General features: G+C 74.7%; 12 protein-coding genes. 10 read left to right on the top strand and 2 right to left on the bottom strand.

Annotated elements, in window-relative coordinates:
• The first annotated feature begins 50 nt into the window (after positions 1-50).
• Positions 51-776 carry a class I SAM-dependent methyltransferase gene (locus tag AC27LF_RS14440; RefSeq protein WP_479659623.1) on the top strand — a complete coding sequence of 242 codons (726 nt, stop codon included), beginning with the start codon at positions 51-53 and terminating at the stop codon, positions 774-776.
• Between the two features lie 212 nt (positions 777-988).
• Here AC27LF_RS14440 and AC27LF_RS14435 read toward each other — a convergent pair whose 3' ends face one another.
• Positions 989-1,258, bottom strand: coding sequence for a hypothetical protein (locus tag AC27LF_RS14435; protein ID WP_479659624.1), 270 nt, complete (start codon positions 1,256-1,258; stop codon positions 989-991).
• A gap of 185 nt (positions 1,259-1,443) precedes the next feature.
• On the opposite strand from AC27LF_RS14435, the gene AC27LF_RS14430 reads away from it, so the two are divergent.
• The 7 genes from AC27LF_RS14430 (at position 1,444) to AC27LF_RS14400 (ending at position 10,057) form a co-directional block, all read left to right on the top strand.
• A complete protein-coding gene (locus tag AC27LF_RS14430; protein WP_479659625.1) occupies positions 1,444-2,277 on the top strand; it encodes a M55 family metallopeptidase in 834 nt (277 codons plus the stop codon).
• Positions 2,270-3,574, top strand: coding sequence for a M20/M25/M40 family metallo-hydrolase (locus tag AC27LF_RS14425; protein ID WP_479659626.1), 1,305 nt, complete (start codon positions 2,270-2,272; stop codon positions 3,572-3,574). Before AC27LF_RS14430 ends, AC27LF_RS14425 begins: the two co-directional genes overlap by 8 nt.
• 3 nt (positions 3,575-3,577) lie before the next feature.
• A complete protein-coding gene (locus AC27LF_RS14420) occupies positions 3,578-5,542 on the top strand; it encodes an LpqB family beta-propeller domain-containing protein (protein ID WP_479659627.1) in 1,965 nt (654 codons plus the stop codon).
• A complete protein-coding gene (locus AC27LF_RS14415; RefSeq protein ID WP_479659628.1) occupies positions 5,539-6,462 on the top strand; it encodes a S66 peptidase family protein in 924 nt (307 codons plus the stop codon). Before AC27LF_RS14420 ends, AC27LF_RS14415 begins: the two co-directional genes overlap by 4 nt.
• 40 nt (positions 6,463-6,502) lie before the next feature.
• Positions 6,503-7,054, top strand: a complete 552-nt coding sequence (locus AC27LF_RS14410; RefSeq protein WP_479659629.1) for a GNAT family N-acetyltransferase — start codon at positions 6,503-6,505, stop codon at positions 7,052-7,054.
• 101 nt (positions 7,055-7,155) lie between these two features.
• A complete protein-coding gene (locus tag AC27LF_RS14405) occupies positions 7,156-8,055 on the top strand; it encodes an arginase family protein (protein ID WP_479659630.1) in 900 nt (299 codons plus the stop codon).
• A 40-nt stretch (positions 8,056-8,095) separates the two neighbouring features.
• The gene (locus tag AC27LF_RS14400; RefSeq protein ID WP_479659631.1) at positions 8,096-10,057 is read left to right on the top strand and encodes a DUF5107 domain-containing protein; all 1,962 of its coding nucleotides are present in this window, start codon (positions 8,096-8,098) and stop codon (positions 10,055-10,057) included.
• 274 nt (positions 10,058-10,331) lie between these two features.
• Here the strand turns inward: AC27LF_RS14400 and AC27LF_RS14395 are convergent, their stop codons facing one another.
• The gene (locus AC27LF_RS14395) at positions 10,332-10,679 is read right to left on the bottom strand and encodes a VOC family protein (protein WP_479659632.1); all 348 of its coding nucleotides are present in this window, start codon (positions 10,677-10,679) and stop codon (positions 10,332-10,334) included.
• A 243-nt stretch (positions 10,680-10,922) separates the two neighbouring features.
• Between AC27LF_RS14395 and AC27LF_RS14390 the strand changes: the two genes are divergently transcribed.
• Together AC27LF_RS14390 and AC27LF_RS14385 are read left to right on the top strand one after the other, a co-directional pair.
• Positions 10,923-12,284: an NAD(P)/FAD-dependent oxidoreductase gene (locus tag AC27LF_RS14390; RefSeq protein WP_479659633.1), complete on the top strand. Its 1,362-nt coding sequence runs from the start codon at positions 10,923-10,925 to the stop codon at positions 12,282-12,284.
• Positions 12,281-14,128 carry a transketolase gene (locus AC27LF_RS14385; RefSeq protein ID WP_479659634.1) on the top strand — a complete coding sequence of 616 codons (1,848 nt, stop codon included), beginning with the start codon at positions 12,281-12,283 and terminating at the stop codon, positions 14,126-14,128. Before AC27LF_RS14390 ends, AC27LF_RS14385 begins: the two co-directional genes overlap by 4 nt.
• The last annotated feature ends 77 nt before the right edge of the window (positions 14,129-14,205 follow it).

Here is a 14,205-nt window from a genome sequence, read left to right as displayed (position 1 = left end):
TACGGGCCCGTCACACATGGCGGACGAGCGTCGTACCTGGGGAGTTGGGCATGAGCGTGACGAGTCGGTACCGGGCGGCCTGGGAGGGTTTCTGGCGCGAGGCGCCCGACGAGCCGGGCGCGGTGTTCTGGGACGCCGATGCCGAGCTGACGGCCAAGGTCCATCTGGCCCTGTGGAAACCGCATCTGACGGATCCCGCCCTGCCGCTGATAGACCTGGGCTGCGGCAACGGCACCCAGTCCCGGTTCCTCGCCGACCGCTTTCCGCGGGTGCTGGGCGTGGACGTCGCCGAGGCGGCCCTGGCGCACGCCCGGCACGCCGACCCCACCGGCCGGGCGGAGTACCGGATGCTGGACGCCGCCGACAAGGGCGACGCCGAGGCGCTGCACGGGGAACTCGGCGACGCGAACGTCTACATGCGGGGCGTGCTGCACCAGGCCGAACCGGACGACCGCGGGCCGCTGGCGGACGGGCTCGCGACCCTCGTGGGGGAGCGCGGCCGGGTCTTCCTGGTCGAGCCGTCCGAGGCCGCCGGCGCGGTCCTGCGGGGCCTGGCCCAGGGTCCGGCGGGCCCGCCCCCGAAGCTCGCCCCCGTCTTCCGTCACGGGATAGCGCCCGGCGCGGTGGCCGACGACGCGGTGTCCGCGTATCTGCGCGCGGCCGGCCTCGCCGTCCTGGCGGGCGGCGAACTGCCACTCGTGACGACGGAGTCCGCTCCGGACGGCACCCGCATCGAGCTGCCGTCCCAGTGGCTGGTGGCCGCAGCGCCCGCCTGACGCTCCCGAGCGCCGGCCGGCTCTGTCCGCGGGCGCGTCGTGCCTGGCCGCGCAGTTCCTAGCGCCGCTACGGGGGCGGTGCCTGTCCCTGGCGGGTGGGCATCTGGCCGTCTGCCCGGGGTCCTCGCGGCCGGGCCGCCGGGGTGTCTGTCCTGGTGCGGCCGCGGGTGCGTCGTGGCCGGTCGCGCAGTTCTCCGCGCCCCTTTGGGGTGCTACAGCAAAGGATCGTCTGTCATGCGGCCGGGGTGCTCCGCGAGGGATGCCTGGGTGAGCAGGAAGCGGGCCAGGTCGCGGGCCTCGTCCGCGGTCAGCGCCGCCCAGGTGCCCGGCTCGCCGTCCCGGTCCTGCCCCACGTCCAGCGTGACCCGGCTGATCGGCTTCTCCGGTGAGGCCAGCCGCAGGCACTTCACCGCGATCCGCCGGCCGCAGGACGTCACGAAGGACGCGCCTTCGGCCGTGCCCGGCCGCTCCTGACCTGTCATCACTCCCACGCCCTTCCCGGCCCGTCGTCGTTGTCCGTCGTTGTCCGTCGTTGTCGGCGGTTCCCCGCCGTTACCCGACGGGGTATGGACGACAGCGCCGGCCGGGGCCGGAATGTTCCCGAGCGGGCGGAGCATTCCGGCTCGATCGTGGCCGGTCGGCCCGGCAGCGCGTAACGTGGCGCGGCATGAAGATCCTCATCAGTGCGGACATGGAGGGCGCGACCGGCGTCACCTGGCCGGCCGACGTGCTGCCGGGGACGCCGCAGTGGGAGCGGTGCCGGTCGATGTTCACCTCCGACGTCGACGCCGCGGTCCGCGGCTTCCTGGACGGCGGAGCCGACGAGGTCCTCGTCAACGAGGCCCACTGGACCATGCGCAACCTGCTCCTGGAGCGGCTGGACGAGCGGGCGCAGATGCTCACCGGGCGGCACAAGTCCCTGTCCATGGTGGAGGGCGTGCAGCACGGCGACGTGGACGGCATCGCCTTCGTCGGCTACCACGCGGGCGCCGGCATGGAGGGGGTCCTCGCCCACACCTATCTCGCCAACTCCATCACCGGGGTGTGGCTGAACGGCGTACGGGCCAGCGAAGGACTCCTCAACGCCCATGTCGTCGCCGAGTACGGGGTGCCCGTGGTCCTCGTCACCGGGGACGACGTGGCCTGCGAGGACGCGCTCGGCTACGCGCCGCAGGCGCTCAAGGTCGCGGTGAAGGACCATGTGTCGCGCTACGCGGCCGTGTGCCGCACGCCGGCCAGGACCGCCGCCGACATCCACACCGCCGCCAAGGAGGCCGCCGCGCTGGCGGTGCGCCACGAACCGGTCCAGGCGGGCCCGTTCACCATCGCCCTGGAGTTCGACGCGGAGCACCTGGCGCAGGCCGCCACCGTCGTGCCGGGCGTCGAGCGGACCGGCGAGCGCAAGGTCGCGTACACCAGCGGCACCATGTACGAGGGGATCCGCAGCTTCAAGGCGGTCACCACCATCGCCTCGGCCGCCGTGGAGGAGCAGTATGGCTGACGAGCGCGCACTGGACGAGGTCGTCCGGTTCACCTCCGAGCTGATCCGGATCGACACCACCAACCGCGGCGGCGGCGACTGCCGGGAGCGGCCCGCCGCCGAGTACGCGGCCGAGCGACTGGCGGGCGCGGGCCTCGAACCCGCCCTGCTCGAACGCACCCCGGGCCGGACGAACGTCGTCGCCCGCGTCGAGGGCACCGACCCGTCGGCGCCGGCCCTGCTGCTCCACGGCCATCTGGACGTCGTCCCGGCACAGGCCGGCGAGTGGAGCGTGCACCCCTTCTCCGGCGAGATCCGCGACGGGGTCGTCTGGGGCCGGGGCGCCGTCGACATGAAGAACATGGACGCGATGATCCTCGCCGTGGTGCGGTCCTGGGCACGCGAGGGCGTACGCCCCCGGCGCGATGTCGTCATCGCCTTCACCGCCGACGAGGAGGCCAGCGCCGAGGACGGCTCCGGGTTCCTCGCCGACCGGCACGCCCACCTCTTCGAGGGGTGCACCGAGGGCGTCAGCGAGTCGGGCGCGTACACCTTCCACGACGGCGCCGGACGCCAGATCTACCCGATCGCCGCCGGTGAGCGCGGCACGGGCTGGCTGCGGCTCACCGCGCGCGGCCGGGCGGGGCACGGCTCCAAGGTCAACCGGGAGAACGCGGTGACCCGGCTGGCCGCCGCCGTCACCAGGATCGGCGGGCACGAGTGGCCGCTGCGGCTCACCCCGACCGTGCGCGCCGCCCTGACCGAACTCGCCGCCCTGTACGGCGTCGAGGCGGACCTGGACGACGTGGACGGGCTGCTGCTGAAGCTCGGCCCGGCCGCCAAGGTGGTCGAGGCGACCGTCCGCAACAGCGCCAACCCGACCATGCTGGAGGCCGGTTACAAGGTCAACGTGATCCCGGGCGAGGCCGTCGCCTTCGTCGACGGGCGGTATCTTCCGGACGGCGAGGACGAGTTCCGCGCCACCCTCGACCGGCTGACCGGACCTGACGTCGACTGGGAGTACCACCACCGGGAGGTCGCCCTGCAGGCGCCGGTCGACTCGCCGACGTTCGCCCTGATGCGGGCCGCCGTCCAGGAGTTCGCGCCCGAGGGGCATGTCGTGCCGTTCTGCATGTCGGGCGGCACGGACGCCAAGCAGTTCTCCCGGCTCGGCATCACCGGCTACGGCTTCACCCCGCTCAGGCTCCCCGAGGGCTACGACTACCAGGCCATGTTCCACGGGGTCGACGAGCGGGTGCCGATCGAGGCCCTGCACTTCGGCGTCCGCGTCCTCGACCGCTTCCTGCGGACGGCCTAGACGATGGGGGATCGCATGCGGACCATGGCGTACGGCTCCTGGCCCTCGCCCATCGACGCGGCCCTGGCCGCCGCGCACGACGGCCACCCCGAGTGGCTGGGCCTGGTCGGCGACGAGATCTGGTGGACCGAACCGCGGCCGGAAGAGGGCGGACGCCGGACACTGGTGCGGCGCGGTGCCGAGGGAGCGCAGGAGTCGCTGCTGCCCGCGCCGTGGAACGTGCGCAGCCGCGTCATCGAGTACGGCGGTCACCCCTGGGCCGGTGCGGTGCGCGAGGGCCGGCCGTTCGTCGTGTTCGTGCACTTCGCCGACCAGCGGCTGTACCGCTACGAGCCGGGCGGCGCACCCCGCCCGCTCACACCCCTCTCGCCGGTCGGCGGCGGACTGCGCTGGGCCGAGCCGCGGCTCGACCTGGAACGCGGCGAAGTGTGGTGCGTGCTGGAGGAGTTCACCGGCGAAGGACCCGGCGACCTGCGGCGCGTCGCGGCCGCCGTACCGCTGGACGGCTCCGCAGCCGAGGACCGCGGCGCCGTGCGCGAACTCACCGCCGAACGGCACCGGTTCGTCACCGGGCCCCGGCTCTCGCCGGACGGCCGGCGCGCCGCCTGGCTCGCCTGGGACCATCCGCGCATGCCCTGGGACGGGACGGAGCTGATCGTCGCCGACGTCACGGCCGACGGCACCCTGCGCGGGGCGCGTACGGTCGCCGGGGGACCGGCGGAGTCCGTCGCCCAGGTCGACTGGGCGGCCGACGGAAGCCTGCTGTACGCGAGCGACCGCAGCGGCTGGTGGAACCTGTACCGCGACGGCACCCCGCTGTGCCCGCGCGAGGAGGAGTTCGGCGGGCCGCTGTGGAAGCTCGGGCACCGCTGGTTCGCCCCGCTGGACAGCGGACTGATCGCGGTCGTGCACGGCCGCGGCGCCAAGGCCCTCGGCACCCTCGACCCGGAGACCGGCGAGCTGGCCGACGCGGCCGGACCCTGGTCCGAGTTCGAGCCGACGCTCGCGGCGCACGGCGACCGGGTCGTCGCCGTCGGCGCCGGCCCGCACCGCGGGTACGAGGTCGTCGAACTGGACACCGGCACCGGCCGGGCCCGGGTGATCGGCGCCCGGCACACCGACCCGGTCGAGGCGGCCCTGTACCCCGAGCCACGGGTGCGCACCTTCACCGGCCCCGGCGGACGCGAGGTGCACGCCCATGTCTACCCGCCCCACCACCCCGGCGTCAGGGCACCGGACGGCGAGCTCGCGCCCTATGTGGTGTGGGCGCACGGCGGGCCCACCAGCCGCGCCCCGCTGGTGCTTGACCTGGAGATCGCCTACTTCACCTCCCGGGGCATCGGGGTCGCCGAGGTCAACTACGGCGGCTCCACCGGGTACGGCCGCGAGTACCGGGACCGGCTGCGCGAGCAGTGGGGCGTCGTCGACGTCGAGGACTGCGCCGCCGTCGCCCTGGCCCTCGCCGAGGAGGGCACCGCCGACCGGGGCCGGCTCGCGATCCGCGGCGGCAGCGCCGGCGGCTGGACCAGTGCCGCCTCCCTGACCAGCACGGACATCTACGCGTGCGGCACCATCGTCTACCCGATCCTCGACCTCACCGGCTGGGGCACGGGAGAGACCCACGACTTCGAGTCGCGGTACCTGGAGGGCCTGGTCGGGCCGCTCGCCGAGGTCCCCGAACGGTACGCGGAGCGGTCGCCGGCCGAGCACGCCGACCGGATCACCGCGCCGTTCCTGCTGCTGCAGGGCCTGGACGACGTGATCTGCCCGCCCGTGCAGTGCGAACGCTTCCTCGCCCGGATCGCCGGGCGCGGGGTGCCGCACGCCTACATCGCCTTCGAGGGGGAGGGGCACGGCTTCCGCAGGGCCGAGACACTGGTGCGCGCACTGGAGGCCGAACTCTCCCTGTACGCCCAGGTGTTCGGGCTGGATGTGGCCGGTGTCACAAAGCTGGAGCTGATGACGTGAGAGCACTCGTACGGCCGCCGCGGCTGGTGCCCGGGGCGCGGGTCGCGGTGGTCGCGCCGAGCGGCCCGGTGGCCGAGGACCGCCTGGCGGCTGGCCTCGACATCCTGCGCGGCTGGGACCTCGACCCGGTCGTGCAGCCCCATGCCCTGGACCGGCACGGCCGGCTGGGCTATCTGGCGGGCACGGACGCCGACCGGGCCGCCGACCTCCAGCGGGCCTGGTGCGATCCGGACGTCGCCGCCGTGCTGTGCGCCCGCGGCGGCTACGGCGCACAGCGCATGGTCGACCTGCTGGACTGGGAGGCGCTGCGGGCGGCAGGCCCCAAGGTGCTCGTCGGCTTCAGCGACGTCACCGCGCTGCACCGGGCCTTCGCCGCCCGGCTCGGCCTGGTCACGCTGTACGGGCCCGCGGCGGCGGGAGTCGACTTCGTCAAGAACACACGGACCCAGGAGCATCTGCGGGCCACCCTGTTCGCCCCGGAGACCGTCCGCACGATCGCCTCGGGCCGGCCCGCGCTGGTGCCGGGCCGGGCCCGCGGGGTCACCCTCGGCGGCTGCCTGAGCCTGCTCGCCGCCGACGTCGGCACACCCCTGGCCCCACCGGTCGCGCGGGGCGGTCTGCTGCTTCTGGAGGACGTCGGCGAGGCGCCGTACCGCGTCGACCGGCTGCTGACCCAGCTGGTGCGCGCCGGACGGCTGGACGGCGTGGCCGGGATCGGCCTCGGATCGTGGGCCGACTGCGGCCCGTACGAGGACCTGCGGGCGGTGTTCGCCGACCGCCTCGGCCCCCTCGGCGTACCCGTCCTCGAAGAGATCGGGTTCGGCCACTGCGACGCGGCGCTGACCGTGCCGTTCGGTGTGCCGGCCGCGTTGGACGCGACAGCGGGCACCCTGACCCTCGACGAGCCGGCCCTGCGCTGACCGCGGCGGCCGGGCCACCGTGGGGGCGTAGGGTGGCGGAATGCCGCACAGCCAGTCGCGCTATCTCGCCGAGGGTCCCCGGGTGGGCATACGGCACTTCACCCACGGGGACGGCCCGGAGTTCACCGCCCGGGCCCGGCAGAGCAAGGACCTGCACCACCCGTGGCTGTTCCCGCCGCTCACCGACGCCGCCTACGCCGGGTACGCGGGCCGGCTGATCGAGGACCCGACGAAGGCCGGCTTCCTGGTCTGCGAGAAGGACGACGGGGGCATCGCCGGGTTCATCAACATCAACAACATCGTCGGGGGCGGCTTCCAGTGCGGCGCCCTCGGCTACGGCGCCTTCGCGCACGCGGCCGGGCGCGGGCTGATGAGCGAGGGCCTTGACCTGGTGATCGGGTACGCGTTCGGGCCGCTGCGGCTGCACCGGCTGGAGATCAACGTCCAGCCGGGCAACGCCCCCTCCATAGCCCTCGCCCGTCGCGCCGGATTCCGCCTGGAGGGCTTCTCCCCGGACATGATCTTCATCGACGGGGCCTGGCGTGACCACGAACGCTGGGCGATCACCGCCGAGACACGGGCCGCCGGCTGATCTTCACGGTGTCCGGCCGGCCCTGCCCGGCGCACCGCGGGCCCGTCCCCTCACCCCAAACCGATGGACGGGCGGCTGCCACAGCGGCGAGGATCGACCGCATGCGGAATCTCGTGGTGCTCGACGCCCCCTCCAACCTGGGCCTGCGCCCACCGGCCCCCTCTACCCTGCCCGGCTGCTACAAGCTCGCCGGCGCCCTGCGCGAACAGGGCATCGTGCACCGGCTCGGCGCCGTTGAGGGCGGTGTCGTGGTCCCGCCGCGCTACGACCGCGGCGACTGGCGGGAGGGCGACGGCGTCTTCAACGCGGCGGCCCTCGCCGGGTACACCGTCAAGCTCGCCGACCGCGTCGAACGGCACGTCCGCGCCGGTGACTTCCCCGTCGTCCTCGGCGGTGACTGCTCCATCCAGCTCGGCGCCTGCCTCGCGCTGCGCCGTCTCGGCCGGTACGGGCTGGTCGCCGTCGACGCTTCTGCTGACTTCCGGCACCCCGGCAACTCCGACCGGATCGGCGCGGCCGGCGGCGAGGAGGTGGCCCTGGCCACCGGCCGCGGCCAGCGGGACCTCACGGACCTGGAGGGCCTGCGGCCCTACCTGCGCGACGAGGACGTACGGTTCTTCGGCATCCGCGACGCCTTCACCGAGGACCGCGCCGAACTGACCGCCCTGAAGATCCCCGTGACCACCGTGGGCGACCTGCGCGAGCAGGGCGCCGACACGCTCGCCCGGTCCGCCGCGCAGAGCTTCGAGACACCCCGGCTCGACGGTTTCTGGGTGCACTTGGACGCCGACGTCCTCGACCCCTCGGTGATGCCCGCCGTCGACAGCCCCGACCCCGACGGGCTGCTGCCCGCCGAACTCGTCGCGCTGCTCGGCCCGTTGCTCGCCTCCCCGCGGTGCGTCGGCTTCAACGTCACCATCTACGACCCCGACCTGGACCCGGACGGCACGGCCGGCGCCCTGCTCGCCGACGCCGTGGTCGCCGCCTTTGCGCAATCCTGACCGGCAGTGCCCCTGGTCGGCTCGCCCCGCGCCGGGTTCCATGGTGATCGTGACGACGATCCGACGTGAGGTACTGACGCTGCCCGCCGCGGAGCTGGGCCAGGACAACCCGCTGCCCCCGTTGCGCCCGCTCGACGAGATGCACCGCATCGAGGACCGGGACCGCGACGACATGCCCCGCGACATGGCCCGGCAGATCGGCTACGCACCGCTGCGCAGTCTGCTGCCCGTCCGGGTACGCGACGGCTACGACCGGGTGCGCGTCCCGCGCGCCCTCGACGCGCTCGTGATCGAGAACGACCGGCTGCGCGCCACCGTCCTGCCCGGCCTCGGCGGCCGGGTCGTCTCCCTGGTCCAGCTGTCCACCGGCCGCGAACTCCTCTACCGCAACCCGGTGTTCCAGCCCGCCAACTTCGCCCTGAACGACGCCTGGTACTCCGGCGGCATCGAGTGGAACATCGGCGCGACCGGCCACACGGCCCTGTCCTGCGCGCCCCTGCACGCCGCCCGGGTCGCCGCCCCCGACGGCGGGCGGATGCTGCGGCTGTGGGAGTGGGAGCGGCTGCGCGACGTGCCCTTCCAGGTCGACCTGTGGCTGCCGGACGGCTCCGACTTCCTGTACGTCGGCGTGCGCATCCGCAACCCGCACGAGCGGCCCGTACCCGTGTACTGGTGGTCCAACATCGCCGTGCCCGAGCAGTGCCGGGTCCTCGCCCCCGCCGAGGAAGCCTGGTACTTCGGCTACGAGCGCCGCCTGAGCCGGGTGCCCGTCCCGTCGCACGCGGGCATCGACCGGACGTACCCACCGGCCGGTCCGCACGCCGCGGACTACTTCTACGAGGTCCCGGACGGCCGCCGCCGCTGGATCGCCGCCCTCGACGCCGACGGGCACGGACTGGTGCAGACGTCGACCGACGTACTGCGCGGACGCAAGCTGTTCGTGTGGGGCAGCGGACCGGGCGGGCGCCGCTGGCAGGAGTGGCTGACCGAGCCCGGCACCGGCGGCTACTGCGAGATCCAGGCCGGGCTCGCCCGCACCCAGCTGGAACACGTCCGGCTTGAGGCGGCCGGCGAGGTGTCCTGGCTTGAGGCGTACGGACCGCTCGACGCGGCGCCGCACGGCGCGTGGGCCGCCGTGACGGAGGGCGCCGCGCGACGCCTGGAGGCGGTGCTGCCGCGGGCGGACGTCGATGCCGCGTACGCCGCCTGGAAGCCGTACGCCGACACCGAACCCGGCGAGACGCTGGCCACCGGCTCCGGCTGGGGCGCGCTCGAAGCGCTGCGCGGCGGGTGGAAGCTGCCCGGCACGCCCTTCGCCGAGTCCACCCTCGGCGAGGCCCAGGCACCCTGGCTGGAACTGCTGCGCACCGGCTCCTTGCCCGAGCCGCGCCGACTGCGGCCGCCGCACGAGACCCTGGTGGCCGCGCACTGGCGGGACCTGCTGGAGAACGCGCCCGCCACCGCGCACACCGAGTACCACCTCGGCGTCGCCCAGTGGCACGCCGGCGACCGGGCGCAGGCGGTGCGCAGCTGGGAACGGGCCCTGCCGCAGGCACCCTCCGCGTGGCCGCTGCTGCGCTGTCTCGCCGTCGCCGACCAGGAGCGGGGCCACCACGAGCGGGCCGCCGACCGGTACGCCGGCGCCTTCGACGCCCTGTGCCGCGAGCGGCGCGACGACGGCCCGTCGTGGACCGCCGCCACCGCCGCGCTCGGCCGCGAGGCCCTGGAGGCGCTGCTGGCGGCGCGGCGCGCCGACCAGGCACGGGCGGTGTGGGAGCGGCTGCCCGCGGCGACCCGGCGGCGCGGCCGGTTCCGGCTCCTTGAGGCCGAGTTGCTGCTCGCCGAGGGGCGGCCCGCGCAGGCCCGTGCCGTCTTCGACGAGGGCTTCGAGGTGGCCGACCTGCGGGAGGGCGCACAGACCATCGGCCGGCTGTGGTCCCGCCTCACCGACGAGCCACTGCCCGCCCCCTACGACTTCCGCATGCACCCCACCACCCCCTGACGACGAGCCACGACGCAGGGCCGCACTGGCCGCACCCCCGACCGCACGGAGCGGTTTCCCCCACGGACGACCCCGCCGGATGCTCCACGCCGAGACGACGACCCGGCCGCGGCCACCGGCGCTCGTGCCCTGCGACGAGCAGGACGCCGCGGGGTGCCGCGGGTGTGCCGGGGCCGTTCGGAATAGGGGACGCCGGGGGCGCGAGCGGCGGCCTGCCGTACGCGGCCGGAGGCGTGCCCCTGCCGTCGGGCGCCGCCGGCGGGCCCGTGTGCGGTCAGGAGCGGTGGTCCACGTACTCGAACAGGGAGCCGTCCGGGTGCATCGCGAGGAGGTTGCGGCCCACCGGGGTGGCCACCGGCCCCGCCAGAACCTGCGCGCCGAGGTCCGTCAGCAGCCGATGGGCCTCGTCCACGTCCTTGACCGCGACCGTCGCGGCCACCTTGCGCAGCAGCTCCAGCTCGGCCTCGGGGCCGCTCATCAGCAGGAAGGAGCCGACCGCGGCGACCCGTACGCCACCGCGTTCGGAGCGCACCGCACGGCCGCCCGTCAGCCGTTCGTAGAAGGGGACCGCGGTATCGAGGTTGTCGACGCAGATGCGCAGCGAGGCGCCCAGAATCTCCATACGCCCGAGCCTAGTTGGGCCGCGCGGCCAAGACGCTCGCTTCCCGCGATCACTCACCGTACCCGGCCACGCCCTCCGCACGGGCGCCATCGGACGGCGCACCCCGGCCTTCCGTACCGGCCCCACGCCCCCGCCACCGTGCGCCGGTCGCAGACGCGCGGGTTTGAGTGCGGCGCGCAGGGGGACGCGGAGGGCTCGGATCAGTCGTACCGCCGGAGGCCCACTGTGAGGCGACCCCGCATCGTGATCGTCGGAGCCGGCTTCGCCGGGTACGGTGCGGCCCGTGCCCTGTCCCGGCGCGCCCGCGGGCGCGCCGACGTCACCGTCCTCAACGCGACCGATTACTTCCTGTACCTGCCGCTGCTGCCCCAGGTCTCCGCGGGCATGCTGGAGCCGCGCCGCGTCGCCGTGTCGCTGTCCGGCACCCTGCGCGACGTGCGCCTGGTGCTCGGCGTCGCGGACCGCGTCGACCTCGACGGGCGGGCCGTGCACTACACCGACCCCGAGGGCCGCACGGGCACCCTCGACTACGACCGGCTCGTGCTCGCCGTCGGCAGCGTCAACAAACTGCTGCCGGTGCCCGGCGTGGCCGAGCACGCGCACGGCTTCCGCGGCCTGCCCGAGGCCCTTTACCTGCGCGATCACGTGACCCGGCAGCTGGAGCTCGCCGTCGCCGACGATCCGCGCGCCGCCGCGGAGCGCTGCACCTTCGTCGTGGTCGGTGCCGGTTACACCGGCACCGAGGTGGCCGCGCACATGCAGCGGGCCACCGCGGACCAGACGCGCGGCAGGGCGCTGCCGGACGGGGTGCGGCCCCGCTGGCTGCTGCTGGACATCGCGCCGCGGGTCCTGCCCGAGCTGGACGAACGCCTCTCGCGCACCGCGGACCGGGTGCTGCGGCAGCGGGGCGTCGAGGTCCGCATGGGCACCTCGGTGCAGGAGGCCACCCACGACGGGGTACGGCTCAGCGACGGCGAGTTCGTCGCGACCCGCACGCTGGTGTGGTGCGTCGGCGTCCGGCCCGATCCGCTCGTCGAGGACGTCGGCCGGCCCCTGGAGCGCGGCCGGCTGATCGTCGACCCGTATCTGCGGGTGCCCGGCCACCCCGAGGTCTTCGCGTGCGGGGACGCGGCGGCGGTGCCGGACCTGGAGAGGCCCGGCAACCTCACGCCGATGACGGCCCAGCACGCCTGGCGGCAGGGCGCGGTCGCGGCGGACAACGTGGCCGCCTCGCTCGGCGCCGGACAGCGCCGCCCCTACCGCCATCGCGACCTGGGCTTCGTCGTCGACCTCGGCGGCGCACGGGCCGCCGCCGACCCGCTCGGCATTCCGCTGTCCGGCCTGCTGGCCGGGGCGGTCACCCGCGGCTACCACCTGGCGGCGATGCCCGGCAACCGGGTCCGGGTCGCCGCCGACTGGCTGCTGGACACCGTACTGCCGCCCCAGGCCGTCCAGTTGGGGCTGGTGCGCTCCTGGTCGGTGCCGCTGGACACCGCCTCACCCGAACTGGCCCGCGTACCGGGCGGACCCGGAGCGCACACCGGGAGCCACCCCGCGCCCGGCCCCGTGCGGCGCACCGACACCCCTGCGGAAGGAGACTCATGAAAACCGACGAACTCAACGATCTCGCCCAGCAGTTGCGCGTGGACAGCGTGCGCGCCTCAGCGGCGGCCGAGTCCGGGCACCCCACCTCCTCGATGTCCGCGGCGGAGCTGATGGCGGTGCTGCTCGACCGCCATCTGCACTACGACTTCGAGCGCCCCGACCATCCGGCCAACGACCGCTTCGTCCTCTCCAAGGGCCATGCCTCGCCGCTGCTGTACGCCGCCTACAAGGCGGCCGGCGCCGTGGACGACGCCGAACTGCTGACCTTCCGCGCGCTCGGCAGCAGGCTGGAGGGCCATCCGACGCCGCGGCGGCTGCCCTGGGTGGAGACGGCCACCGGCTCGCTCGGCCAGGGGCTGCCCGTCGGCGTCGGCATCGCGCTGGCCGGCAAGCGGCTGGACCGCACCGGCTACCGGGTCTGGGTGCTGTGCGGGGACAGCGAACTGGCCGAGGGATCCATCTGGGAGGCCGCCGAGCACGCGGCGTACGAACACCTCGACAACCTCACGGCGATCGTGGACGTCAACCGGCTCGGCCAGCGCGGCCCGACCCGGCACGGCCACGACCTCGACGCGTACGCCCGCCGGTTCCACGCCTTCGGCTGGCACACGGTGGAGATCGACGGCCATGACGTCGACGCCGTCGACCGCGCCTACGCCGAGGCCGAGTCCACCAGCGGGCAGCCCACGGTGATCCTCGCCCGCACCCTCAAGGGCAAGGGCGTGGCCGCCGTCCAGGACCGTGAGGGCCTGCACGGCAAGCCGCTGCCCGACGCGGAGGAGGCCATCGCCGAACTGGGCGGCGCACGCGACCTGCGGGTACGGGTGCGGGAGCCGCACGCGGCGCGGACCCTGCGCTCGGCCCCGACGGAGCCCCTTGACCTGCCCCGCTACGAGCCGGGCGGCAAGGTGGCCACCAGGGACGCGTTCGGCAAGGCGCTCGCCGCGCTCGGCACCGCCCGCGGCGACGTCGTCGCCCTGGACGGGGAGGTCGGCGACTCCACCCGTACCGAGTTCTTCGCCAAGGAGCACCCCGACCGGTTCTTCGAGTGCTACATCGCCGAACAGCAGCTGGTCGCCGCGGCGGTGGGCATGGCGGCGCGCGGCTGGGTGCCGTACGCCTCGACGTTCGCCGCCTTCTTCACGCGCGCTTTCGATTTCGTGCGGATGGCGTCGATCAGCGGCTCCGGCATCAACCTGGTCGGCTCGCACGCGGGCGTCGCGATCGGTCAGGACGGGCCCTCCCAGATGGGTCTTGAGGACCTGGCGATGTTCCGGAGCGTGTACGGCTCGACGGTGCTGTACCCGTGCGACGCCAACCAGACCGCGAAGCTCGTCGCCGCCATGGCCGGCCTGGACGGCGTCCGCTATCTGCGCACCTCGCGCGGCGGCGGCCCGGTCCTCTACGGCCCGGACGAGGAGTTCCCGGTCGGCGGCAGCAAGGTGCTGCGCTCCTCCGCCGAGGACCGGCTGACCGTGGTGGCCGCCGGGGTCACCGTGCCCGAGGCCCTGACCGCCGCGGATCTGCTGGCGGGCGAGGGCATCGCGGTCCGGGTCGTCGACCTGTACTCGGTCAAGCCCGTCGACCGGCAGACCCTGCGCCGGACCGCCGAGGAGACCGGCTGTCTGCTCACCGTGGAGGACCACCACGAGGAGGGCGGCATCGGCGACGCCGTGCTCGACGCGTTCGCCGACGGCAGGCCGGTGCCCCGGCTGGTGCGGCTGGCGGTGCGGACGATGCCGGGGTCGGCCGCGCCCGACGAGCAGTTGCACGCCGCGGGCATCGACGCCCAGGCGATCGCGGCGGCCGGCCGGCGGCTCGCGGCGGAGACGGCCGCCAGGTAATGCCCAGCGGGCGGTCGCCGCGAACGGCCCAGCGGGCGGTCGCCGCTGACGGACGGCACGAGCCGGGGGCCGGGGCA

The sequence above is a fragment of the Streptomyces diversicolor genome, assembly GCF_057537855.1.
Note: the sequence above shows the minus strand (reverse complement) of the source record. Positions and strands in the feature narration are given on the sequence as shown.